At 44.8% G+C, this 24,122-nt stretch carries 22 protein-coding genes and 1 tRNA gene; 13 read left to right on the top strand and 10 right to left on the bottom strand.

The features are described 5' to 3' along the window. Window positions 1-189: 189 nt before the first annotated feature. The 5 genes from ACMXI2_RS28090 (at window position 190) to ACMXI2_RS28070 (ending at window position 4,678) form a co-directional block, all read left to right on the top strand. Window positions 190-2,595, top strand: a complete 2,406-nt coding sequence (locus ACMXI2_RS28090) for an ABC transporter permease (RefSeq protein ID WP_483779201.1) — start codon at window positions 190-192, stop codon at window positions 2,593-2,595. A gap of 35 nt (window positions 2,596-2,630) precedes the next feature. Beyond that, window positions 2,631-3,431 carry a lipid II flippase Amj family protein gene (locus tag ACMXI2_RS28085; RefSeq protein WP_483779200.1) on the top strand — a complete coding sequence of 267 codons (801 nt, stop codon included), beginning with the start codon at window positions 2,631-2,633 and terminating at the stop codon, window positions 3,429-3,431. Between the two features lie 127 nt (window positions 3,432-3,558). Next, window positions 3,559-4,029 (top strand): hypothetical protein, encoded by a 471-nt coding sequence (locus tag ACMXI2_RS28080; protein WP_483779199.1) that lies wholly within the window; start codon window positions 3,559-3,561, stop codon window positions 4,027-4,029. 112 nt (window positions 4,030-4,141) lie between these two features. Then, on the top strand, window positions 4,142-4,342 hold the full coding sequence (locus tag ACMXI2_RS28075; RefSeq protein WP_483779198.1) for a hypothetical protein: 201 nt from the start codon (window positions 4,142-4,144) through the stop codon (window positions 4,340-4,342). A 126-nt stretch (window positions 4,343-4,468) separates the two neighbouring features. Then, window positions 4,469-4,678, top strand: a complete 210-nt coding sequence (locus tag ACMXI2_RS28070) for a hypothetical protein (RefSeq protein WP_483779197.1) — start codon at window positions 4,469-4,471, stop codon at window positions 4,676-4,678. 3 nt (window positions 4,679-4,681) lie between these two features. Here ACMXI2_RS28070 and ACMXI2_RS28065 read toward each other — a convergent pair whose 3' ends face one another. Further along, on the bottom strand, window positions 4,682-5,617 hold the full coding sequence (locus tag ACMXI2_RS28065) for an ISAon1 family transposase (protein WP_483782418.1): 936 nt from the start codon (window positions 5,615-5,617) through the stop codon (window positions 4,682-4,684). Window positions 5,618-5,657: 40 nt separating this feature from the next. Then, window positions 5,658-5,981, bottom strand: coding sequence for an ISAon1 family transposase N-terminal region protein (locus ACMXI2_RS28060; protein WP_483777571.1), 324 nt, complete (start codon window positions 5,979-5,981; stop codon window positions 5,658-5,660). A gap of 167 nt (window positions 5,982-6,148) precedes the next feature. On the opposite strand from ACMXI2_RS28060, the gene ACMXI2_RS28055 reads away from it, so the two are divergent. Beyond that, entirely contained in the window at window positions 6,149-6,271 is a 123-nt protein-coding gene (locus ACMXI2_RS28055; protein WP_483779196.1) for a hypothetical protein, read from the top strand. Between the two features lie 117 nt (window positions 6,272-6,388). Here ACMXI2_RS28055 and ACMXI2_RS28050 read toward each other — a convergent pair. The 3 genes from ACMXI2_RS28050 to recQ all read right to left on the bottom strand — a co-directional run bounded on the left by ACMXI2_RS28050 (window position 6,389) and on the right by recQ (window position 9,544). After that, window positions 6,389-6,461, bottom strand: a tRNA-Phe gene (locus tag ACMXI2_RS28050). Between the two features lie 86 nt (window positions 6,462-6,547). Then, window positions 6,548-7,312, bottom strand: coding sequence for a DUF3050 domain-containing protein (locus ACMXI2_RS28045; protein ID WP_483779195.1), 765 nt, complete (start codon window positions 7,310-7,312; stop codon window positions 6,548-6,550). 30 nt (window positions 7,313-7,342) lie between these two features. After that, the gene (gene recQ, locus ACMXI2_RS28040) at window positions 7,343-9,544 is read right to left on the bottom strand and encodes a DNA helicase RecQ (protein WP_483779194.1); all 2,202 of its coding nucleotides are present in this window, start codon (window positions 9,542-9,544) and stop codon (window positions 7,343-7,345) included. A 156-nt stretch (window positions 9,545-9,700) separates the two neighbouring features. On the opposite strand from recQ, the gene ACMXI2_RS28035 reads away from it, so the two are divergent. From ACMXI2_RS28035 to ACMXI2_RS28025, 3 genes are all read left to right on the top strand, one after another. Further along, entirely contained in the window at window positions 9,701-10,675 is a 975-nt protein-coding gene (locus ACMXI2_RS28035; RefSeq protein WP_483779193.1) for a KpsF/GutQ family sugar-phosphate isomerase, read from the top strand. A gap of 2 nt (window positions 10,676-10,677) precedes the next feature. Continuing rightward, window positions 10,678-11,769, top strand: a complete 1,092-nt coding sequence (locus ACMXI2_RS28030; RefSeq protein WP_483779192.1) for a mannose-1-phosphate guanylyltransferase — start codon at window positions 10,678-10,680, stop codon at window positions 11,767-11,769. A gap of 99 nt (window positions 11,770-11,868) precedes the next feature. Next, on the top strand, window positions 11,869-13,005 hold the full coding sequence (locus tag ACMXI2_RS28025; RefSeq protein ID WP_483779191.1) for a methionine aminotransferase: 1,137 nt from the start codon (window positions 11,869-11,871) through the stop codon (window positions 13,003-13,005). A 123-nt stretch (window positions 13,006-13,128) separates the two neighbouring features. Here the strand turns inward: ACMXI2_RS28025 and ACMXI2_RS28020 are convergent, their stop codons facing one another. From ACMXI2_RS28020 to ACMXI2_RS28010, 3 genes are all read right to left on the bottom strand, one after another. Continuing rightward, window positions 13,129-13,806, bottom strand: a complete 678-nt coding sequence (locus ACMXI2_RS28020; RefSeq protein WP_483779190.1) for a carbonic anhydrase family protein — start codon at window positions 13,804-13,806, stop codon at window positions 13,129-13,131. 83 nt (window positions 13,807-13,889) lie between these two features. Continuing rightward, window positions 13,890-15,539 carry a SulP family inorganic anion transporter gene (locus tag ACMXI2_RS28015; RefSeq protein WP_483779189.1) on the bottom strand — a complete coding sequence of 550 codons (1,650 nt, stop codon included), beginning with the start codon at window positions 15,537-15,539 and terminating at the stop codon, window positions 13,890-13,892. A 208-nt stretch (window positions 15,540-15,747) separates the two neighbouring features. After that, window positions 15,748-16,041: a hypothetical protein gene (locus ACMXI2_RS28010; protein ID WP_133256129.1), complete on the bottom strand. Its 294-nt coding sequence runs from the start codon at window positions 16,039-16,041 to the stop codon at window positions 15,748-15,750. A gap of 382 nt (window positions 16,042-16,423) precedes the next feature. Here ACMXI2_RS28010 and ACMXI2_RS28005 point away from each other — a divergent pair, with 382 nt between their 5' ends. The 4 genes from ACMXI2_RS28005 (at window position 16,424) to ACMXI2_RS27990 (ending at window position 21,840) form a co-directional block, all read left to right on the top strand. Next, entirely contained in the window at window positions 16,424-16,762 is a 339-nt protein-coding gene (locus ACMXI2_RS28005; protein ID WP_079471462.1) for a PadR family transcriptional regulator, read from the top strand. Window positions 16,763-16,797: 35 nt separating this feature from the next. Continuing rightward, a complete protein-coding gene (locus ACMXI2_RS28000) occupies window positions 16,798-18,552 on the top strand; it encodes a PspC domain-containing protein (RefSeq protein WP_483779188.1) in 1,755 nt (584 codons plus the stop codon). A 177-nt stretch (window positions 18,553-18,729) separates the two neighbouring features. Further along, on the top strand, window positions 18,730-20,862 hold the full coding sequence (gene feoB, locus ACMXI2_RS27995) for a ferrous iron transport protein B (RefSeq protein ID WP_483779187.1): 2,133 nt from the start codon (window positions 18,730-18,732) through the stop codon (window positions 20,860-20,862). 45 nt (window positions 20,863-20,907) lie between these two features. Continuing rightward, window positions 20,908-21,840: a M28 family peptidase gene (locus ACMXI2_RS27990; protein WP_483779186.1), complete on the top strand. Its 933-nt coding sequence runs from the start codon at window positions 20,908-20,910 to the stop codon at window positions 21,838-21,840. A gap of 45 nt (window positions 21,841-21,885) precedes the next feature. Here ACMXI2_RS27990 and ACMXI2_RS27985 read toward each other — a convergent pair whose 3' ends face one another. Continuing rightward, the gene (locus ACMXI2_RS27985; RefSeq protein ID WP_483779185.1) at window positions 21,886-23,331 is read right to left on the bottom strand and encodes a S41 family peptidase; all 1,446 of its coding nucleotides are present in this window, start codon (window positions 23,329-23,331) and stop codon (window positions 21,886-21,888) included. A gap of 52 nt (window positions 23,332-23,383) precedes the next feature. Then, window positions 23,384-24,037: a hypothetical protein gene (locus ACMXI2_RS27980; protein WP_483779184.1), complete on the bottom strand. Its 654-nt coding sequence runs from the start codon at window positions 24,035-24,037 to the stop codon at window positions 23,384-23,386. Between the last annotated feature and the right edge of the window lie 85 nt (window positions 24,038-24,122).

Here is a 24,122-nt window from a genome sequence, read left to right as displayed (position 1 = left end):
CTAATAAAATGGAAGGGTGTACATGATAATTTACGTAGAAAGGCACCATTCCCACAGCGGCGTTCCCGTGCAAAAGCGAACAAAAATTGTCCGCTAGCGGACAAAAACTCTTCGTAATGCTGTTGATCATCAATATGTTGAGGTCCGGCATTTTTTTCGTGGGAAGAAGAAACCACTATTCATTCGTTTATGATAAAGAACTACTTTCTGATTGCCTGGAGAAATATGGCGAAGAACCGTTTTTTTGCTGTGGTGAATATCTGGGGATTAGCTATCGGGATCACCTTTGTATTATTGATCGGTGCGTATACCTGGGGAGAGTACCGGGTGAACCACTTTGTGAAGAACAGCGATCGCATTTTTCTGTTGAGAAGCAAATGGACAAACCTGGAAACCGGGGTGGAATTTGCAACGTTAGGACCACTAACAAAAGCATTGCAAGACAATTATCCTTCATTGATAGAAAAAACCTACGCCCATGATGGGATTAATGTTGTTATTTCAGTAGGAGAAAAACATTTCAGGGAAGGTGTACAACCAGGGGATTCTACTTTTTTTGAGATGTTTAATTTCCCGGTTGCCTATGGCGACCCGCGTACAGCAATGGATAAGCCTAATGCAGTGGTACTCACGGAGAAAAAAGCAAAGCAGTATTTTGGCCAAACGGATGTAGTAGGGAAGTTACTCAGGATACAGTCTTTCGATGGCAGGAATGATAATTTTGAAGTGACGGCAGTAATAAAAGATCTGCCTTTTAACACCATCACTAATTTTTTTAAACCAGGTAATGAGATATTCCTTTCACCGGCCAGTATCCGCTATTTCGGAAGGGAGTTTGGATTTACCAGCTGGTTGTCGCCCAATATTGTGGGTTATGTATTGCTGAGACCAGGTGTTACTGCCGAACAGCTGCGGGGTCCGATAAAAACATTGTTAGCTACCAATACAACTGCAGAGATTCAACGTACGCTGGAGGTAACACCGGTGGCTTTGAAAAACTGGTATCTCATGATGAATAAAGGGCTGGCGGGAAAAATGATTGCTGTCTTTTCCTCAGTGGCATTATTTATCCTGTTGATGGCGATTATAAATTTTGTAAACATTTCTATAGGTAATTCATTAACAAGGCTAAAGGAAATAGGTGTACGAAAAGCGATGGGAGGAAAGCGGCTGCAGTTGGTGCTTCAGTTTATCATTGAGTCAGTGCTGATCGTTACTTTTTCTTTTATAGTATCGCTGGGTTTATATTTTATATTAAGACCATTATTTGGTGAGGTGATCGGGAAAGATATTCCCGCGCTATCTGCTTTTCCTGCCAGGTTTGCCGTGTTGCCATTGATCGTTATCCTGTTTACCGGCTTACTCGCAGGGATTTATCCTGCGTTTGTATTGTCTGCGCAGCCTTCTGTAACGGCATTGAAGGGAAAGCTGAAGGATGTTAAGGAGAAATTATTATTCAGGCGGTCGCTCATAACGGTGCAATTTGTAACGGCTATCGTGGTGTTTATTGCCGCGATTGTAATAGACCGGCAGGTGGCTTTCTTTTTCAATTCAGATCTTGGATATAACAAGGAGAAGGTGGTAACAGCAGCGGTGCCGCGCGACTGGACCACGGCCGGTGTAGCGCATATGGAACGTATGAGGGATGAGTTTCGCGCCATGCCGGAAATAAAGGACGCCACCTTTGCTTATGTAATCCCGGATGGAGCAGCCAGCGGAGCCAGCAGGATTTACAGGCCGGAAAATGATTCCAGCTCTGCTATTTCAGCAGTATCGCTTATTACAGATGAGCGTTACCTGGCCACCTACGATATCAAACTGGATGCGGGGAATTTTTACAGCGGTACTCCGGGAGACTCTGCAAAAATTGTTATCAATGAAGCTGCCGTAAAGGCATTGGGTTGGAAGAGTGCTGAAGATGCCATCAATAAGCCGCTGCGGTTGCATAATTTTAGCCCGGTGCTGCATGTGAGTGGCGTTACCCGCGATTTTCATTTTGGGACCCTGCATGACGCTATTACCCCGGTTTATTTTCAACCTGTGCGGGGTGCGAATATATACCGGTATTTATCGTTCCGCTTTAACGCGGGAAATACAGCTGCACAAATAGCAGCACTGCAACGCAAATGGCAGCAGGTTTTCCCTGATGCTCCTTTTGATTTCAAATTTCTGGACGACAGCATAGCACAGCTGTATGATACCGAAACACAGATGCAGAAGGCTGCAAAAGCGGCTACAGTAGTATCGCTGATGATTGTGTTGCTGGGAGTACTGGGAATTGTTACTATGAGTATTGCAAAACGGAATAAGGAGATGGGAATAAGAAAAGTACTCGGTGCATCGGGCTTAAATATACTGCTGCTTTTTATAAAAGAATTTTCAGGAATCATTGTTGTCTCCAATATCATTGCCTGGCCGTTATCGTGGTATCTCTTACATGGCTGGCTGATGGATTATGCCTACCGGATCAACATCGGCTTATCACCTTTCCTGGTGGTGGGTTTTACCCTGGCAATACTGGTGGTGGGGATCATTGTAGGGATGACCCACCGGGTAGTGGCTATTAACCCTGTAAAGAGCCTGAGAACAGAATAATGTTTATTTTAGTAATTGTTTAAAGAATTACTAAAATGGCCACGCAGATTATCATTGTACTTGTGCTTACGATGTTTATTAACGGGATGACAACTTTATCCTATGCGGTGAGGTTGGTGGGTGTGAAAACCGGCAGAATTGCCATTACTTTTTCTTTATTTAATATCCTCGTTCTTTTATCCCGCACCGCCAATACTTTGCAGGCGCCGTTACTGGCTAAAACAGTAGAGCAGGATCTGAAACACGGGGTTTCTTCCAATACAGGGATATTCAGGTATATTATCCTGTCGTGCACAATTGGTGCCATACTTGGCGCATTGCTGATCCCCACCTTTCAGCGTTTGCTATCTAAAGCGGTGTCACATTTTAGTGTGCATAAATCTATTCCCAGGTTATTTTATGTTGGCTTATCCGGCGCTGGTATGCAGTTTATGAAAGAAAGTATGCGGATGCCAACAAAGGAGCAGTTTCTGGAATTGCCGGCTCACAGGGATATTCCCTGGCGTATTTTTATTTACAATGTGTTGGCCAGTGCTATCATAACGATTTCTGTTTTATCGTGCGTTTATGCCGCGTATCTGAACCCGGAGTACAGAACAACCGCCAGTAATTTATCCGGTGTTATAAACGGTTTGGCCACGGTATTAATGGTATTGTTTATAGATCCGCATTTATCTATCCTTACGGATGATGTGGTATTGGGTAAGCTCTCAGAAGGGGTTTTCAGGAGATTTGTTTCCTATATGGTAATTGCCCGTATCGCCGGAACTTTGCTTGCACAGCTGTTGCTGTTACCGTGTGCGCAATTAATTGCATGGCTGGCAGAAAAAGTATAGTCTGTTCACAATTGATTAACAATTTTTTGAAGTTTTCCGTGTTTTTTTGAAGATGAATTTTAACCCACGGAAATTATTTGTCATTGTTGGTGATCCACATTCAGGCAAAACAAGAACCATCCAATACTTGTTTCAGAGAAAACAATTTTATCTCTTCAAACAGCCCATAAAACTGGATGCGTTGTGGAATGAAAAATTTATTGTTGTAAATACTCCGGATCCTTACTGCCGGGCAGAGGACCAGCTTAACCGCATTAAATCTGTTATACAGTACCATACTGCATCAGACACCTCCTTTCTTTTTAATCTCAACCTGGTATTGGATAACAGTGCCTTTGATATCAGGAAGATCCTGTTATATTTTAATCAGTCTGCTTTCGAGGTTTATTATTTTATTTTATACTCGAGCTGGTTTGAGAAGAAAGTGATAAGAGAGGAGAATATATTTCAGCTGCAACAACTGGTAGAAAACGGCAGCATTCACCTGTTTGAAAGGTTGGTTACCCAATCAGGATTACGGTTTAATGAGCGGGTAGAAGAACTAAAGGAAGCTATAGGAAAGATATTTGGAATAGCGATCGGCGTAGATCCGCAATGAAAGGGCCGATGGGCACGACGGTTATGCGGAAAAAGTGTCGTTGTATAATCAGGATCGATCTCAGCCACGGTTAATTATATTTCAGATATTTGTACCTGTAAAGCATTTGAATATGTTCCATGTGCAATCTTTCCGGCCACACGGGTTGTTACAGGATTTAGTACTTTCTTACCTGATCCTGGAAAGTGATTTCCGGGGAGAAGGCTGCCGGAAGATGACCGTACTGCCACACCTTATTCAAAGTATCGTATTTAATATAGGCCCGCCGGATAAGGTTTATGATGTTACTAATAAGAAATATGTGCCTTTGTAAATTCACAACCATGTCCTGGTAAAGAGTTCCCGGAAGACTGGCCAGTACTAACCACCAAGCCGGCAGATCATCCTTTCGGGCCGTTCGGCGATACCTTTTCCGAGAAACAGTATAAATACGGTCTTTTTGGTCCTATTCTGCATCCGGGGGACAATTGATATTACCAGTAAATCGGTAAATGATCATAATACAGTGATGCGGCAGGCGAACGGTATACTGAAAGGTAGTCCGGATGCACAGCCGGAGGTGGCCGTTTACGGCGAGGCATTGGATATGATGTTAAAAGATAAATCAAAAATAACACGGATCAAGTTGAAAAGTTGGGGGATAGTGTAAATTTTAAGCATACAGTTTAGTTAATCTATAAAGAAAGAATTCCACATCCCGTACCCCTCTTAGGGCGTTTCTAAAGGACTTTATTTTTGCATTAAAAGATTCGGCAGCGGCGTTAGTAGCCCTGTTATTGAAGAAGTTGAGGATGCCCAGATAATGAGTTCTGATAGTCCTGGCAACGGTTTTGAAGGATAATATCCCCGCTTCCTCTACGTCATTATACCACAAAGCCAGTTTCTTAAATGCTTCTTCTTTACACTTGCAGTGCTTATAAACCTCACCCCATCGAAGGGATAGCTGGTAAGATTTATGAATAAGAGGATAGTTACTAAACAAGAGCTCCGCTCTCTGCCGCTGCTCCCTGGTCCATAGCCTGGGATGTTTAAATAGCAAATATCTGCTTCTGGCTAACAGCTGCTTAGCGGTGTCGCCATTGGGTAGCTTGACAGGCTCATATTTTACTGCTGTTCGTTTTGCCTGTTCATATTCCAGGTTCTCCTGTTCCAGAGCCTCCCAACGATGTTTTATTCTTATTTCCTGTACCGCTTCAAAAGCCAGGTGTTGTACGTGGAAACGATCTATTACCCGGTGAGCATTAGGGAAACAGGCTTTTACTGCCTTATTCAAACTGCCGGACATATCAACAGTGACTTCGTGTACTTTCCCGCGAAGACGCTTAGGAATTTTAAATAGAATTTCTTTCAGAAATTCAGACTGAGTACCCTTGATCATAGCCACTATTGAGCCTTTACGTCCTTTAGCTAGCTTATTAGTAACGATGGTATACAGTTCTCCACTTGAAAAGGCTGTTTCGTCTATGCTTAAAGTGGTGCCGATATTTTGCTCGAATAGCATCCATTCACAAGCGTGTTCCTTTTGATCCCAGGTTGTAAAATCACTAAGATGATGCTTGTATTGCTGGCCTAACTGTTTTCCGTCTATCTGATAGAAATGGCCTAATTGTACTGGGCTTACAGGATATTTATCTAAGTAATCCTTTTAAAAAAGCACCGAACTCTGGAGTCATTCGCGTGCCTTTTTTTACTATTTCCCAATCTCTTGTTATTATTTCTCCATCCTCTAAAACCTCCCACCGCCGCCGCTTGGCATGTAGGGTGACCCTTTGACCACGTATAGGAAAATCTTGAATTGCAATTTCTGAGAAGAAGCCTTTGGAGTGTGCTTTTTTATGCTGATGTTCTACTGGAATCTTATTCTTTTCCTCCAGATATATATTTATACCCTCTTGGTCCTGGCTTGAATCTATTAAGTCAAAATACTCTAAAACCCCTGCGGGTAATAGCATCTCTACAAGTTTACGAAAGTTCTGATCCATGTGCGTCGTTGGCTAATCTGCTGCAAAACAACTATTTTATACGCTATCCCCCAACTTTTCAACTTGATCCAATAACACCAGCCTTCACTGAGCTGCTGAACAATAAAAAAGTGAGCGTAAAAGTATGTGGCGCTACCATGAAGCGGAGTAATAAAGATGCCGGTGAATTGATCCCGGGTGTTGAAGTAGTACAGGATGCTATTTATGAAATAATCACCAAACAGAGAGAAGGGTGGGGGTATATCAAAGCGGCGCATTAATAAAATGGGATACGCCTGTGTGGCGTCAGTGCTCCTGGGCATAACAAATGCTAAAATCTTGCTGGATTGGCACTTCCGGGCATAAAAAAGGCAATCCTGAGATTGCCTTTTTTATTGTGGTGTGAGCCGGGATCGAACCGGCGACACAAGGATTTTCAGTCCTTTGCTCTACCAACTGAGCTACCGCACCATCCGTTTTTTGTTGCCCTCTCTCGTGAGGGGATTGCAAAAGTAATACATTCTTTTGAATTGCAAAATTTTTTTGAGAAAATTTTACTAAATCACTTTTTCATTGAGAATACTGCTCCAAAGTTCATGCCGCCAATGTAGCGACTGGCGGGCATATTCAGCGGCTTCGTCCCATTTATTTTTATCCGCGCCGCATAATTCATTGACCATTTGCATGGCCAGTTGACTATGGTGATCACCGTCTACTTCTATGTGTCTTTCCAGGTAATAAATGAAGGTATCCAGCTTGCCTGGAAACTTCTGACCGAGATCTTTTACCAGTGCGAGGAACATGTCAGGAATCAGGTCTTCCCTGCCGAAGGTAAATACTGCCGCCATAATATGTGCCTTACCGGTAGCAATTACCCTGAAGGTGAAGCTAAGAAAGCCCTTTACGGCCTCAGGAAGGGCAGCTGTAGTCAGAATGCCCTGAATGGATTTCCCGGCTTTTATATCGGCTATAATCGCCTCTATAGGGCTGGTGTCGGCGCCGGCCTGTTGCATGGCGCGTTCATACAGTTCAAAGTGGCTGCAACGGTTTCCTTCTTTATCCACGTCACTTTCTTCGCCGGTAACAATTTCATTGATCAGGTAACGGGTAGCAGCATTGCCCACGGGTACCCAGGGCACGTTTACACAGGTGAGTTGTTGCTGCAGGCCTTTCAATAAAGACATAAAGTCCCATACAGCATATACATGATACTGCATAAAGGTGCGAACATCATCCAATGTTTGCAATTCAGCGTATAACGGGTGTGTTACTACTTTCTCCCTGGCGGAGGCAATGGTTTCCTGTATTTGTTTGATACTCATTCGTTGTAAATATTGTCCTGGCAGGCGGCACTAGTTGCCGTATACTACCAGGAATTTTATACGCATCAGCTTTAGTTGCTCCAGCGAATAATCATTTTCAATCAGTTCTTCCCTGGCAAGGGCAAGACTGGACGTTTCACAGCCTTTGAAATACTCCATAATTTCATCCTGTGCATAGTCATCCAGTTCTTCATCCAGGCAGTAATCGATATTCAGTTTGGTACCACTGGCTACAATGGTTTCCATTTCATCGAGTAACTGGGAGAGGGAAAGCTCTTTATTTTTTGCAATGGTTTCGAGTGGTATTTTCTTATCGATATTCTGGATAATAAATACTTTCATCCCGCTTTTGTTCACCACGCTTTTCATGACGAAATCGTCCGGCTTGGTGATGTTATTTTCCTCTACGTATTTAGTGATCACATCCACAAACTGTTTGCCGTAGCGAACTGCTTTGCCTTTGCTCACGCCCTGGATTTTTTCCAGTTCCTGAACGGTGGTAGGGTATTGCGTTGCCATGTCTTCCAGGGAGGTTTCCAGGAAGATAACAAACGGGGGAAGGTTCTTTTCTTTGGATACTTTCTTGCGCAGTTCTTTCAGCATTTCAAACAATGCAGGATCTGCAGATGCCTGTGCTTCTGCTGCGGCCTCTTCATCTTCTTCCAATGTATCCTCATCAAACTGGTGATTCAGTGCAACCATGATGGAGTATGGCTTTTTGAGGAATTTGGCGCCCTTGTCGGTTACTTTGAGCAGGCCGTATTCTTCAATATCTTTTTCTATGAGTCCTTCCAGCATCATTTGGCGCATCAGGGAGTTCCAGAAGTGCGCGTCAAATTCTTTTCCTTCTCCAAACACTTCCAGTTTATCGTGGCGGTAGGTGCTGATCTGGGGGCTGGTTTTTCCAGTGATGATATTGATCACATATTCGCTGCCAAAGCGCTCTTCGAGGGCGCGGATGGCTTTCAGCATGATCACTACCCGGTTCTTGACTTCTATTTTTTCTTTCGGGTTACGGCAGTTGTCACACTGTCCGCAGTTTTCCGTTTCATAATGTTCTCCGAAATAATGCAGGATAACCCTGCGGCGGCATACGGCGCTTTCTGCATACGCAACGGTTTCGTTAATCAGTTGTGCGCCCATTTCCCGTTCGCTGAGCGATTTGTCGCGCATAAGGTGTTCCAGTTTTTGTACATCCTTATGGGAATAGTAGCAGATACAGTGTCCTTCCAGTCCATCCCTGCCGGCACGACCGGTTTCCTGGTAGTAATTTTCGAGGCTTTTCGGGATGTTGTAGTGGATCACGAATCGTACGTCGGGTTTGTCGATTCCCATTCCAAATGCAATGGTGGCCACAATTACCTCTGTATCTTCATGAAGGAACATATCCTGGCGCTGTGCCCTGGTGGTGGGATCCAGGCCGGCATGGTAGGCTACAGCCTTAACGCCGTTGGCTACCAGCATGTCTGCCAGTTCCTCGGTGGTTTTACGGTTCAGCGTATAAATAATACCGCTTTTGCCTTTATGCTGATGAATGAATTTAACAATATCCTTGATGGTTTGTTCCTTTTTGCGTTTAGGCCTGATTTCATAATACAGGTTTGGACGGTTAAAGGAAGAAATAAAGATATTGGCCTTATTCAGACACAGGTTTTTTACGATATCGCTTTGTACTTTGGGGGTAGCAGTAGCGGTCAGGGCAATAATGGGCAGGTTATCACTGATCTGGTCGATCATTTCCTTCAGGCGGCGGTATTCAGGTCTGAAGTCGTGTCCCCATTCAGAAATACAGTGTGCCTCATCTACTGCAATAAAGGAAATCTCCAGTTCCTTGAAGAAATCCAGGTTTTCCTGTTTGGTGAGGGTTTCCGGAGCTACATAGAGCAGCTTGGTTTTTCCCGCCGTCAGGTCGGCCCTCACTTTCTTGATCTGCGCCTTGGACAAAGTGGAGTTTAGAAAGTGTGCTACATTGTCCTTACTGCTGTAGCCTCGAACCAGGTCTACCTGGTTTTTCATCAGCGCAATAAGGGGTGAAACGATCAGCGCACAACCCGGTCTCATCAGCGCCGGTAGTTGATAGCATAATGATTTACCTCCGCCGGTTGGCATTATCACAAAAGTATCTTTGCCTGAGAGGATGCTATTTATAATTTTTTCCTGATTTCCCTTAAAGGAATCGAACCCGAAGTGTTCGCGTAATGCATCCATCAAACGTTCCTTAACAACAGCCATTGCATTCAAATTTTAACTCTAAAGAACTATCAAATGACGAAATATATTTATATGTTTTTTAGGGGACACGAAGTTACTTAAAAAAGCGCGGAGTATCAATATAAATTACTTGACCGCTCCAGTGCTGGTTAAAAAATGATAAATTTGTAAATCGTCATGAAAAGGAATCAAACTATCAATATAGGACAGGTAGCCAGGCGCACAATTGCGATGGAGGCATCAGCTATTAATGATTTGCAGCATTTTATAGATGCAGATTTTGAAAAAGTTGTTGAAAGGATAGCCCAATGCCAGGGGAGGCTCGTGGTAACCGGCATTGGTAAAAGCGCCATTATTGCCCAGAAAATAGTGGCTACATTTAATTCTACCGGTACGCCGGCCCTTTTCATGCATGCGGCAGATGCCATCCACGGAGATCTGGGGATGATCCGCGAAGAAGATGTGGTGATGTGCATCTCTAAAAGCGGCACTTCCGCCGAAATAAAGGTACTTGTTCCCCTGGTGAAGAATTTTGGCAACACTTTAATTGCGATGGTGGGGAATACCAGCTCGTTTTTAGCCCAGGAGGCCGATTTCATACTCAATACCACCGTTAGTAAGGAAGCCTGCCCTAATAACCTGGCACCCACTACCAGCACCACTGCCCAGCTGGTGATGGGAGACGCGCTGGCCGTTTGCCTCATAGAATGGCACGGATTTACTGCAGCAGACTTTGCAAAGTTCCATCCCGGAGGCGCTTTAGGAAAGAAATTGTACCTTAAGGTCGGGAATCTCAGCAAACAGCACAAGGCCCCGCAGGTATTATCAAACAGCTCATTAAGAGAGGTGATTGTGGAAATTTCATCTAAAATGCTGGGCGTTACTGCCGTAGTGGATGAAAATGGATTACTTCAGGGTATCATTACAGATGGTGACCTGCGCAGAATGCTGGAGAAAGACGTTCCTACAGCAGCTGTAACGGCAAAAGATATAATGTCGCTTCACCCGAAATTGATCCAGCAGGATCAGCTGGCCATCAACGCTTTAGAGATGATGCGCCAGCACGATATTACCCAACTGCTGGTAATGGACGGCGAACGGTATCAAGGTATTATTCACTTACATGATTTAATCAGAGAAGGAATTATTTAGAAATGACACAGCTGAACAGCCATTTTTATGTGGCAATAATGGCAGGGGGGATAGGCAGCCGGTTCTGGCCCCACAGCCGCACAGACAATCCCAAGCAGTTCCTGGATATCCTGAACACGGGAAAAACCCTGCTTCAATGGACTTATGAACGCTTCGCGCAGTTCATCCCAAAGGAAAATATATTCGTGGTAACCCACCACCAATATACCAGCAAGGTGAGTGATCAGTTACCTGAACTGCCCACAGCCAATATTGTGAGCGAACCATCCCGTAAAAATACAGCTCCCTGTGTTGCCTATATTTCCCACAAAATCCATAAACAGGACCCGCTGGCCAATATTATTTGCGCGCCGGCCGACCACCTGATCATGGATGGACCGGCGTTTACCAATGCCTGTTTAAATGCGTTGTTGTTTGTTCAGAAAAACAGCGCCCTGGTTACCCTGGGGGTAAAACCTACCCGGCCCGACACCGGTTACGGCTATATCCAGTTTGAACCGCAACACGTGGCAGATAATGTATACCAGGTAAAAACTTTCACAGAAAAGCCTAACCTGGAACTGGCCAAAACGTTTATGCAAAGCGGCGATTTTCTCTGGAACGCCGGCATCTTTGTATGGAATGTAAAAACTATCCTGGCAGCTTTTAAACAATATCTTCCGGAGATAGATGAACTCTTTGAACAGGCTACTCCCGCACTCAATACCCCACAGGAAAAAGAGGCCATGGAGAAAGTGTATCCGCAGTGTACCAACATCTCTATTGATTACGGTATTATGGAAAAGGCCAGCAATGTGTATGTAATCCCGTCCAATTTTGGATGGAGCGACCTGGGCACCTGGGCTTCCGCCTATGAGAACCTGGAGAAAGATTACCTCGGCAATGCGGTGCAGGGTAAGAACGTAGTAGTGATCGATGCTACCAAATGCATGGTGAAAGTACCAAACGAAAAGCTGGTACTCCTGCAGGGATTGGATGAGTTTATCGTAATAGATACAAACGACGTACTGCTCATCTGCAAAAAAGAAAATGAACAACAGATCAAGGAATATGTAGGAGAAATCAAGCGCAACAAAGGCGAGAAGTTCCTGTAAATATTTTTGTGATTTTTGATATTGAAATTCAGATATTTAGTGGCTGAAAAGATTTTCTTGTCAGCAGATATCTGAATTTCAATATCTAAAAATCCGGCAATGATCTCAAAACTGCCCAATGTAGGCACTACTATATTTACCGTCATGTCTGCCCTGGCGGCCTCCCACCAGGCAATTAACCTCTCCCAGGGATTTCCCGATTACGACTGCAGCGATGAGCTGAAAGCAATGGTAAATGAAGCCATGCAGCAAGGCCATAACCAGTATGCCCCCATGCCGGGCCTCCCGCAGTTACGCAATGCCATCGCCGCAAAAATCAGTAGTCTTTACCACGAGCAGGTACATCCCGATACGGAAATTACCATTACGCCCGGAGGTACTTACGCCATTTTTACCGCCATTGCTACGTGTATACATCCCGGTGATGAAGTGATCATTTTTGAACCGGCATATGACAGCTATATTCCAAATGTATTGGTAAACGGAGGAATACCCGTGCTGATTTCCCTTTCGTTTCCCGGCTACCGGATCAACTGGGACGAAGTAAGAAATAAAATCACACCCCGCACCAGGATGATTATGCTGAATACCCCGCATAATCCCACGGGAAGCATCTTACAGGAAAATGATATGCAGGAACTGGAAAAACTGGTGGATGAGTTTAACCTGATTGTACTGTCGGACGAAGTATATGAGCACCTGGTTTTTGACGGCGCACAGCATCACAGCGTATTGCGGTATCCGGCTATTTTCAGGAACAGCTTTGTTACTTTTTCTTTTGGAAAAGTATTCCATAATACCGGTTGGAAAATGGGTTATTGTGTAGCGCCCGAGCATCTGATGAAAGAGTACCGGAAGGTGCATCAATACTTGTGCTTTTCGGTAAATACCCCTATGCAGTATGGACTGGCCAAATTCCTGGAAACACCGTCACACTACCTGGAGCTGCCCGCATTTTACCAGCAGAAAAGAGACTATTTCCTTGAATTAATGAAAGGTACCCGGTTTACCCCGCTGGCCAGCCAGGGGAGTTATTTCCAACTAATGAAATACGACCGGATATCAGATGAAGGGGATAAGGATTTTGCGATCCGTATGACTAAAGAGTTTGGTGTGGCAGTTATCCCGGTATCGGCTTTTTACCAGGATGGAAAAGATGATCACGTGGTCCGTTTTTGCTTTGCTAAAAAGCAGGCTACACTGGAACAGGCCGCGGCGCGATTGCAACAGATATAAAAAAAGGAGGCTGCTGATAACAGTTTGATCAATGCCTTTAAATAATTGATCAAACGTGTCGTCAGCGCCTCCCTCTTTTTATGAAAAAGCAAATTTATTCTCTTCTATAAAAAGCAGGACGGATTAAACAGCTACGGCTGTTGCCCCTTCCGGTCTGTTATTTTCCAGGATCAGGGTCTGCTCCATAAAGCTCACAATTCCTGTTTCTACATCGTAAATGGCGCCGATAATACCCACTTCTCCTTTCTGGATCATTTCACGGAGAATATTGCTTTGTTCCATAATAGCCTGAACAGAGCGTTGTACATGGATAGCATTTACGGCTTCTACAAACTCGTTGTTATGGGAGTTGCGGTCCTCTTTAACCGTTTTCTCTGCAAATACAGCCGGGGCTATTTTATTTAACAGGCCGGTAAGGTTACCCATTTCAACCGAGTCGCAGGCTCCCTTGATAGCGCCGCATTTGGTGTGACCCAATACCACGATAAATTTGGAGCCAGCTATTTTGCAGGCATATTCGAGGCTGCCCAGTACATTATCAGAAATAACGGCGCCGGCTAAACGGATGCTAAAAATGTCGCCTAATCCCTGATCAAAGATCAGCTCTGCAGAGGTGCGGGAATCCATGCAGCTAACGATGGCAGCCATTGGCCACTGGCCGTCGGACGTATCGTTTATCATTTGCAGCAGGTTACGGTTCAGGCGAAGGTTATCCACAAACCGGGTGTTACCGGCTTGTAGTAATTCCAGTGCTTTTTTAGGAGATATATTGGCTTGAGATATTTTATTCAGCGTCTTCATTATTGTCATTTTTTGAGATTGAAAAATGAACGGACCTTAAGCATGGCATTCCGTTACGTTTTACATCAGAGGCATACATACCTTTAATTTAACTGTAGTTCTTTCAGCAACTCTTTATGGTTACCGGAAGAAATAGTGTGTACCTGCGGGGAGTTCAGTCTTGACTGTTCTTCAGCAGAAAGGTCTGGTGTGTTTTGAATGTTGTACACAGTTTTAAACCCCGTCAGGATTACTTTGATATTTTTTTGTGGCGCTTTAATGTCTTTGAATTCGCGGATAGTCTGTAATACATCAAAATCGATGTAAGCAGTTTTGTGCGCATCAATCACCAGGGTGATATTTTCAGGCATATGATCCAGTGTAAGCAGGATGCTGGCTTTGTTCAGGAAAGAAACTTCCTGTGCCAGCTCCAGGCGGATGCTGTCGCCGGAATGGTATTTTTCTTTGCGGAAATAGTAAGAGCTCTTCATATTACCACGTAAAATGGCGAGCACACTTACCATCATACCCAATGCAATACCAATCAGCAGATCGGTAAATACGATGGCTACTACGGTTACAGCGAAAGGCACCCATTGGTACTTACCGTTTTTGAACATTTCCTTAAAAATGGAAATTTTGCACAATTTGTAACCGGTTACCAGCAATACTGCCGCCAGGGTAGCCAATGGAATTTTATTTAACAACACCGGGATTAGTGCGGCGCAAATCAGTAGCAACGCACCGTGCGTCATTGATGCCAGTTTGGTTTTACCACCTGCATTGATATTGGCGCTGGACCGAACGATTACAGAGGTGATTGGTAAACCACCAATTAAGCCACTGATCATGTTACCAATACCTTGTGCTTTCAATTCCCGGTTAGGAGAAGTGTAGCGTTTCATCGGGTCCAGTTTATCGGTGGCTTCCACATTCAGCAGGGTTTCCACGGAAGCTACTATAGCAATAGTAACACCAGTGATCCATACATCCTTGTTAGTGATAGCGCTGAAATTCGGGAGCGTGAACTGATTTACGAAATCACCAAAACTACTGGCTACGGGTAAAGATACCAGGTGATTAGATCCCAGTGCCAGCAACTCACTGCCGGAAAATGCTGTATTCAGCAATATACCGGTAATTACTGCTACCAGTGGCGCTGGCACTACATTGAGCTTCGGGATCTTGCTCCAGTACAGAATAATGAAAATGGAGATTATAGTGATCAGTGTTGCGCCAAGGTTAATGTGATTAACTGCCGACAACAACGCACTGAAAGTATTTTCGCCATCTACCTGAAAAAAGTTGAAATCACCTTCTGAATTGGCATCATAGCCAAATGCGTGTGGTAATTGTTTCAGGATAATGATGATACCAATAGCGGTTAGCATGCCTGTGATTACGTTGGAGGGAAAGTAGTTGGCTACAGTTCCCGCTTTAATTGATCCCAGGATTAGCTGAATGGCGCCGCCTATTACCACGCTCAGGAGGAATATATCGAACGCGCCCAGTTTGGTGATAGCCACCAGTACAACAGCGGTAAGACCCGCTGCCGGGCCGCTTACACTCAATTGCGAGCCGCTTAAAAAGCCAATCACCAGGCCCCCGATGATACCGGAAATCATACCGGCAAACAAAGGGGCTCCGGAGGCCAGGGCTATACCCAGGCACAACGGCACCGCAATGAGGAAAACAACAAGGCCGGCTGAAAAATCGCCTTTTATATTAGAGAATAACGATGTTTGCTTGTTCATAAAATTTGCTTTTCCGTTGAGGGATCGCACTTCCGGATAGCAGCCAATGCTGCAACCGTGGAAGCTACAATGATAGAATAGTACTCCCGTTAACGGCTTACATACAGGTATCGCCTTAATGGATACACGTAGCCCGGGCAGTATTTGAAAAAATCAGTAATAAATAAATAGAAAAAACAGCTGTTGTAATTACAACTGCAAAACGAAATTATGCGATGTGCATATTGGGAGGAGGGGCATGTATTTCCTGAGCAGGGTTGCTGGGAATATCTTCCATTAAATGATATTGTAAAATACCAAGAATGAGCAATGGGTTAAATTGAATTTCATCAAACTGTTTACAGAACTTCAGCTCTTTCGCAATCTTTATATGATCGCCACCACAATCAACCGGGTGTTCTTCCACAATCTGATTATTAAACAGCAGCTTCCCTACTTCCTTGATTGGAAGCAGTTGTGACACCATCAGTGCCAGGAGGAATATGCCGATTAATTTCTTCATGTGTATAATACGCTTAATGCAAATGTAATAGAGGATAACCATAAATGGTAAATATTCCCAATTAAAAAAATGTTAAAGGATTTTAACATAAAAAGGCAGCGCCAGCTGCAATTTTCCGCTTATCCCGGCCTAAAACCGGTCATCATTATACTGTCACGCCCATTATAACCTGTTTTTTCAGGAAGAAGCATATCTGTATTGGGTTTTATAGGTTTTGCCGGGTAACGTTCTAAACAAGTTATTTTGCTTTCTATGGTATTGTGTATTGCATAGTAGTAAAAGTTTCCTATTTTTGTATCGTAAAGTTGAAAGAATAGCTATCAAATACTTTAATAACTGATCAGAAACCACCATTAGAAAAAAACATTAAAGCTCACTTGCCATGAACATTGATAACACACAATCGCAGATGAGGAAGGGAGTGCTGGAGTTTTGCATATTGTCCGTCATTAAGCAAGGAGAAGCTTACCCTTCAGATATCATCGAAAAGATGAAGGAAGCAAAGCTGGATATCCTGGAGGGCACTCTTTATCCTTTATTAACAAGATTGAAAAATGCGGAATTACTCACTTACCGTTGGGTAGAAAGCAGTTCAGGTCCCCCACGGAAATATTTTTCCATGACAGATAAAGGGGAAACCTTTTATAAAGAACTGGAAAGCACCTGGAATGAACTGGCTAATGCCGTGCATCAATTAACACAAAATAGTACACCCCTGTAAAGGAAGACTAACCTAAAACCTAAAATCAACTGGTAATGAAAAAGATAATCAACATAAACCTTTCGGGCCGCCTTATCCCCATCGAGGATAGCGCGTATGAGATACTGAACCAGTATCTCGGGAGCCTGAAAAAGTATTTCTCGAAAGAGGAAGGCGGGGATGAAATCGTGTCTGATATTGAAAGCCGCATTGCTGAAATATTCCAGGATAAATTAAAAAAGGGCGCTCATTGTATTACCGATGAAGATGTGATTGCAGTGAAAGCCTCTATGGGTACGCCTGAGCAGTTCGATAATGCTACCGGCGAAGGCACCCAGCAACAAAAAGAAGACGATCCTTATGCGGGATACATTCCCCGCCCCCGCAAACGCCTGTACCGCGATCCTGAAAACAAAGTGCTGAGTGGCGTATGTAGCGGTTTAGGCGCTTACTTCAACATCGATCCGGTGCTTTTCCGCGTCATATTCGCCCTGCTGGCGATTGGCGGCTTCGGTAGCGGTATCCTGGTATACTTCATTCTCTGGATAGCTACTCCGTCTGCCGACACGGCAGCGGAGAAGCTGGAAATGAGAGGAGAGAAGGTGGATCTGAATACCATCAGATCTACCATTCAGGATGAATTAAATCATATGAAAGGCCAGGTGAAAAATGTAGGAGATGATATCCGAAATTTTTCTCAGGGCCGCGGCAAGCAGGTAGGTAGCGATATCGAACGCTTTTTTGTGAGCCTGGCAAGTGGATTAGGTAAAGTGTTGGTAGCTGTTACCAAAGGGTTCTTTTACTTCTTCGCTGTAGTGATGCTTATCTGCCTGATAGTGGTAGGAATAGCCATTGCAGCCACTTCCGCGGCCCTTTTTCCCATCAAGGATCTGTTACTCGGCGCCCCGGTGCAAAGCGCATTGTTATGGCCTGCAGTTGGATTGCTGATAGGTATCCCGATTGTTGCACTGGTTATATTCATCATCCGTAAACTCACTGGTGTAAAGGAAAGCAGCCGCTATGCGGGTTACACCTTAACCTTCCTGTGGTTACTCGGACTGGTTTTCGCGGCCATCATTGCTACGTCTTTTGTAAAAGACTTCAGAAGACCGGCCACTGAAACCGAAACCGTGGCTATTCAACAGCCATCGAAAGGTAAGCTGGTACTGAAAAGAACACCCGGCATCCTGTCTGAAATCAATGGCGATGACATCAGTTTCTTTGACGACCACCTGCTGATCGCTGACGATACCGTACTGATTAACTACATCCGGATAAGGGTTGAAAAAAGCCTGACCGACAGTTTTTCTGTAGATGTATCCCGCTTCTCCAGGGGCCGTACTGTTCAACAGGCAAGAACACTGGCACATGATATAGCCTTCCACCTGAATCAGCAGGACTCTATATTGTATCTGCCGGAAGGGTTCTCCCTGCCGCCGCACTCAAAATACCGTGGCCAGCGCGTTACGGTAACCATTAAGGTACCGGTTGGAAAGAATATTGAAATAGACCGCGAAGTGTACCGTAACTATAGCTTCAGCCGGTATAACCATGATGATGACAACTGGGATAACGACTTCGATAATGATCAGCCCGGACCTCTGAATCTGAAAATGACGCCCGATGGCACCAATGATCTCAATGAAAAGAAGCCGGCTCCTGAAAAGGTAAATACCGACTCTTCCAGTGAGGGCTACCGCTACAAGGGACCAGCCGCTGAAAACGCAGTTAAAGCGGTAAAAAAGAACCAGCCCATCGAAGGCGATGTATCTTTCCTGGCTTACTCCCTCATTAACATGTTTCACAGTTAATCTATATAAATAATTAATTTTTAAAAAGATAAAGCGAAAACAAGCCATTGTTTTCGCTTTATCTTTTCCAGCAGATTACCTTTCTGAGATTTTCCCGATCGGATCATTCCACCGGCTGATTAATGTTTAACTTTGCACCTTCAGCAATTAATATTAATAAATAGGATAAGATAAGGAATGCAGGCTCCCATAAACATCGCGCTGGTAGGTAATCCGAATAGTGGTAAAAGTTCCCTTTTTAATGCGCTCACCGGCTTAAACCAGAAGGTGGGTAATTTTCCGGGTGTAACGGTAGATAAAAAAACCGGGATAGCTCAGATAGTACCCGGCGTAACCGCCAATATTATCGATCTGCCGGGAACTTACAGCCTGTACCCGAAAAGCGCCGATGAATATGTTACCTATGACGTGCTGATCAACCAGCAAAATGAAGACTCCCCCCGTCTCGTGATCATTGTGGCGGATGCCTCTAATCTGAAACGCAACTTATTATTCTGTTCCCAGATCATCGATCTCAAAATCCCGGTTATCATTGCCCTCACCATGATGGACATTGCCCGCAGGAAAGGAGTAGAGATAGACCTGGACGGACTGGAAAGAGAACTGGGGGTGCCCGTAGTATCCATCAATCCGAGAAAGAACAAAGGCGTTACGGAAATCAAGAAAGTAATAGACCTGGCAATGCGCTCCCATTACAGCACTCCGCCGAGGGATTTTATTAATAACAACGCGCTGGCCAAAGACGTGATTGATGAGGTACGTAAAACAGTACCGGTGAAAAGTGACTATGGCGCTTTACATATAGCCGTTAACGTAGACGACCTTCCTTTTGTAGACAATGCACAGAAAAAGGCCATCCACAACTCGCTGGAAAAACACCAGTTTAATAAAACAAAGATCCAGGCAGAGGAGATCATGCAGCGGTACAGCCGGATCAAACATATCATGAAAGCCACGGTAGTGGAAAACGATCCGTTGCAGAAGCAATTGCGTTCTGAGAAAATAGACGACCTCCTGCTGCACCGCTTCTGGGGATACGTAATTTTACTGGTGGTGATGTTCCTCCTGTTTCAAAGCATTTTCTGGCTGGCCTCTTACCCGATGGACTGGATCGAAGGCGGCTTTGGGGCGCTGAGCGGATGGCTGAGCAGTACCCTCCCCGATAATAAAGTCACCGACTTCTTCATCAACGGAATCCTGGCTGGTATCAGCGGTTTTGCCGTGTTTATCCCCCAGATCATGATCCTGTTTGGTTTGATCACGATACTGGAAGATACCGGCTATATGGCCCGTATCAGTTTTCTGACCGACCGTCTGATGCGGCAGGTTGGATTAAACGGAAAATCTGTGATGCCGCTGATCAGCGGAGTGGCCTGCGCGGTACCTGCTATTATGGCTACACGTACCATCGAGAATAAAAAGGAACGGCTTATTACTATCATGGTAACGCCTTTGATGAGTTGTTCTGCGAGGTTGCCTATTTATACTATGATGATTGCGCTGATCATCCCCGACAAGCGGATCTTTGGCATACTGGGTTTGCAGGGACTCATCATGATGGGGCTTTACCTGTTGGGCTTCTTCATGGCTATCTTTATTGCGGCCATCATGAAGCTGTTTGTGCGCATTAAGGAAAAGAGTTACTTCATCATGGAGTTGCCGGTGTACCGCTCCCCGCGTTGGGCCAATGTGGGAACTACGATGGTGGAGAAAGCGAAAATATTTGTGAAAGACGCCGGTAAGGTGATTGTGGTAATATCTGTGATCCTCTGGTTCCTGGCTTCTTATGGCCCTGCCAGCAAAATGGAGCCGGTACATGCAAAATATGAACAACTCCTGGCAAAAGTGCCGGCAGAATCTCCCGAAGCTGCGGTGCTCAATAAAGAGTTTCAATCTGCCAAATTATCCAATTCCTACGCAGGAGTGCTCGGTCATGCAATTGAGCCGGCTATCCGTCCGCTGGGGTTTGACTGGAAAATAGGCATTGCACTGATCACCTCTTTTGCCGCCCGTGAAGTATTTGTGGGTACTATGGCTACCCTTTATAGTGTGGGAGAAGATCCTGACAATAATAACGCCACCCTCCGGGAAAAACTGTCATCGGCTACCTGGCCTGATGGGGCGCCGGTATACACATTGGCCTCCGGGTTGTCCTTAATGATTTTTTATGCATTCGCCATGCAGTGTATGAGTACGATGGCCATTGTAAAACGTGAAACAAAATCATGGAAATACCCGCTGATACAGCTTGTTTATATGACCGCACTGGCCTATGTATGCAGTTTGATCATCTTTAATATCTTCAAATAAATATCTTGTACATTGCAGGTATAGTTAACCATAAATGCAATGTTTATGAAATGGCTTTGTTACAGCTTTTGCCTGCTTTTTGCGCTGCCTGTGATGGCGCAAACTTCCGTTGATTCAACGCAATTGATGAAGGATGTTAAAACGTTATCTGCGGATAAGATGGAAGGCCGGAAAACCGGCTCCCGCGGCAGCCGTATGGCGCAGTTTTATCTCCTCGACCGCTTCAAAAAAATTGGTTTATCCGCTTATCACGATACCTACGAGTATCCTTTTTATTTCCAGGAAGGAAATAAAAAAATTATGGGTACTAACCTGTACGGCTATATTCCCGGTAAGCTGAGCACGGTGATTGTTATTTCTGCCCATTATGATCATCTTGGTATTACCTCCAAAACCAATGGTGCAGACACTGTGTACAACGGCGCAGATGACAATGCGTCCGGCATCGGTGGACTGCTGGCAATGGCTACTTATTTTAAAAAGCACCCGCCCCGTTATACCCTCATTTTCGCTGCTTTTGATGGAGAAGAAGAAGGTCTGCAGGGGGCCAAAGCCTTTGTAGCACAGCCACCGGTATCACTTACACAGATCCGGCAGAATATTAACATGGATATGATTGCCCATAACGGCAAAAACGAACTGTATGTATGTGGCACTTTCCAGTTCCCTGGTTTGAAGAAGTATACGGATGATGTGGCTGCCCGCAGTAGCGTGAAGCTGATCGCCGGTCATGACAAACCGGAAAGTGGGACGGACGACTGGACGAAACAGAGCGATCAGTATGAATTTTTTAAGCAGAAAATTCCGTTCCTGTACTTTGGTGTGGAAGATCACCCCGATTACCATCGTCTTTCCGACGAATATTCCCGCATTAATCATTCTTTCTATTACAGGGCGGTACAGGCGGTGCTGGAAGTTGTGAAGAAGCTGGACAGCGATATGCCGGAGAACAAATACAGCGGCGCAAAAACGATGTAGAGAAGAGGGCCGGTAGTTTCTTTTCGGAGCTACCGGCTGTAAATATTATTGCCGGATGGTTTGTATCATTCCTTTAAACTTAGTGGATTCCAGCCTGTTGGCAGGTGTTATAGCCAGCCTGTTTCCGTTTAATTTTGCCATGCGGCCCAGTGAACCGGCGTCAACACCCATATCGGTGAGTGCTGCGCGTAACAGTGGATCGCTGAGAGAGCCCCAATCGAGAGAGAAATCGTCATCTGCTTTTATATCTGCCGGAAGGCCGCCGAAATAATCGCCTTCGTTAGCCGAATTTTTTGTCTGGAAGTTTACCGCATACATATCGTATTTGCCAAAAGAGATATTAATAAAACCAACCGGTTTGCCATAAGTGTTGCTTCCTACCAGTTTGGTGGTCATTACCGGTTTCAGCACATTGTACAGCAGTTCGCTGGCAGATACGGTGTTACGAGTTCCGAGGAAGGTGACCTTGTTTAAGGCAAGGGCGCCGCTTTTCTGGAACTTCGCTGTTTTATAAGTGGTGGCTTCACTGTAGAAGATATCCGACCAGTTTACGCTGGGGTAATAAGGCACGGCCTTCATGTATTTGAAGTAGGCGCCATAATTATTGGTATTCACGTTATTATTGAAATACTGGGAATACATAGTGGTATTGGTTTTGGCCGCAGGTGCCAGTATGTTGGCAAGATATTCTGCCGTTTCAATAAGTCCGCCGCCATTATATCGCAGATCGATGATTACCTGCTTTACGCCGGCCTTTGTATAAACGTCGAAGATGGAGTCAATCTGCGCTTTAACGTCCGATAATGCTACAAAGTTATTAAAGACAAAGTAGCCGATTTTATTGCCGTTGAAGTCGTATAAATGTGAATAAAGAATAGGATTCAGTTTATAGTCTATGCTGGTCAGATTATATTGCCCGGTGGTGTTGTCTGGTTTACGGAAACCCCAGGAGGCACTGGCGCTGCTGAAGGCGGTATTCAGCATGTTATCGGTAGTGCCGTCATTCACCCTGAAGCGGGTAACACCATTTACGGCAATTAATTCCCATCCTCTTTTAATACCGGCTTTGTCGGCCGGTGAGCCGGGATATACGTATACTACAAATAAGGTTGAATCTGTTTGATATCCTACTTCAAAGCCCATATCGCCTGCAATGCCTTCCTGCAGGGCCCTGGAGGTGCCGCCATTGTCTACAAAGCTGTACCTGTCGAGGTTATTGCCGGAGGCGTCTTTTTTATAAGTTCTCAGTGCGTTAAACAGCACGATGGGGTTTGCATATTGATTAGGCTTGAACGTTGCAGAGTCGGGTAGCACGTCGTTCCAGAGGTAAATATCTTTTGCGATAAAAAAGACGCTGTCGTTGACGGAGCCGGTTACGCCGTTATCTCCCCGGTTTCGCGGGGAGTTACTATCTTTTTTATTACAGGCAGACATCAAAAAAATGAGCGCCAAGCCAGTGAGCAGTGAGTGGTAGAAATTATTTGGTTGCATAGATCCTTTTTTATGCTGTATAACCGCTATGAATAAACGTTAAAACGGGTTGTTATTGTATGGGTGTAAAGTTAATGCCTTCAATACCCAGTTCTTCCGGAAGCACCCCGTTATTTTTCAGTCCTACATTTACTTTATCCCGCCAGCGGATCTGTTCCACGGCGTTTAGTCCGTGGTGGGTTTCCTGGTCGAAACGGTATTGGAGGCGGTTCATTTCCCGGAAAGACTGAAGGTACTGATATTGTATGATACTATCGTAGTCATCGCGGTTTAACGCGGTTTGCCGGAGCTTCTGTTTAAACCGTTCCACTACCAGGCGGGTAATATCGAAATGAAGCTGTTCATGCGCCAGGGCATAGCTGTTTCTTGCTTCGGGTCTTACCCAGGATGCGCTTTTTATAAAGAATACTTGCAGTCTTAATGTGATCCGGAGGGTATCGTTTACCAGGTTGCTGTTGCCTTCATAGGCGAAGCTGGTGTAGGAAACTGCCGCGCTTGGGCCGTTAGGCGACGGTTTAGCCTGAAAATCCTTCCATTGCAGCTTTCTTTCGAAGTCATAATAAATAGTATCGGATCCGGGTGGCGCCGGGGCTTGTCTTTCTTCAAAATTCAGCTGAATAACGGTAAAATGCCGGTTCTCCGGACACGGTTTTTTATGCCCGTGGGGCAACAACAGAAAGCTCAGTATGGTAGCAGCAAACAGCATTTATCGGTTAGAAGTTAATAAAATTAAGGGAATGGCCGGCTATCTGTTTCATGCCGGGAAAATTTGGCGATTCTATAACATTTGA

It is taken from the genome of Chitinophaga sp. G7 BAM 1005 (genome assembly GCF_057126945.1).
Note: the sequence above shows the minus strand (reverse complement) of the source record. Positions and strands in the feature narration are given on the sequence as shown.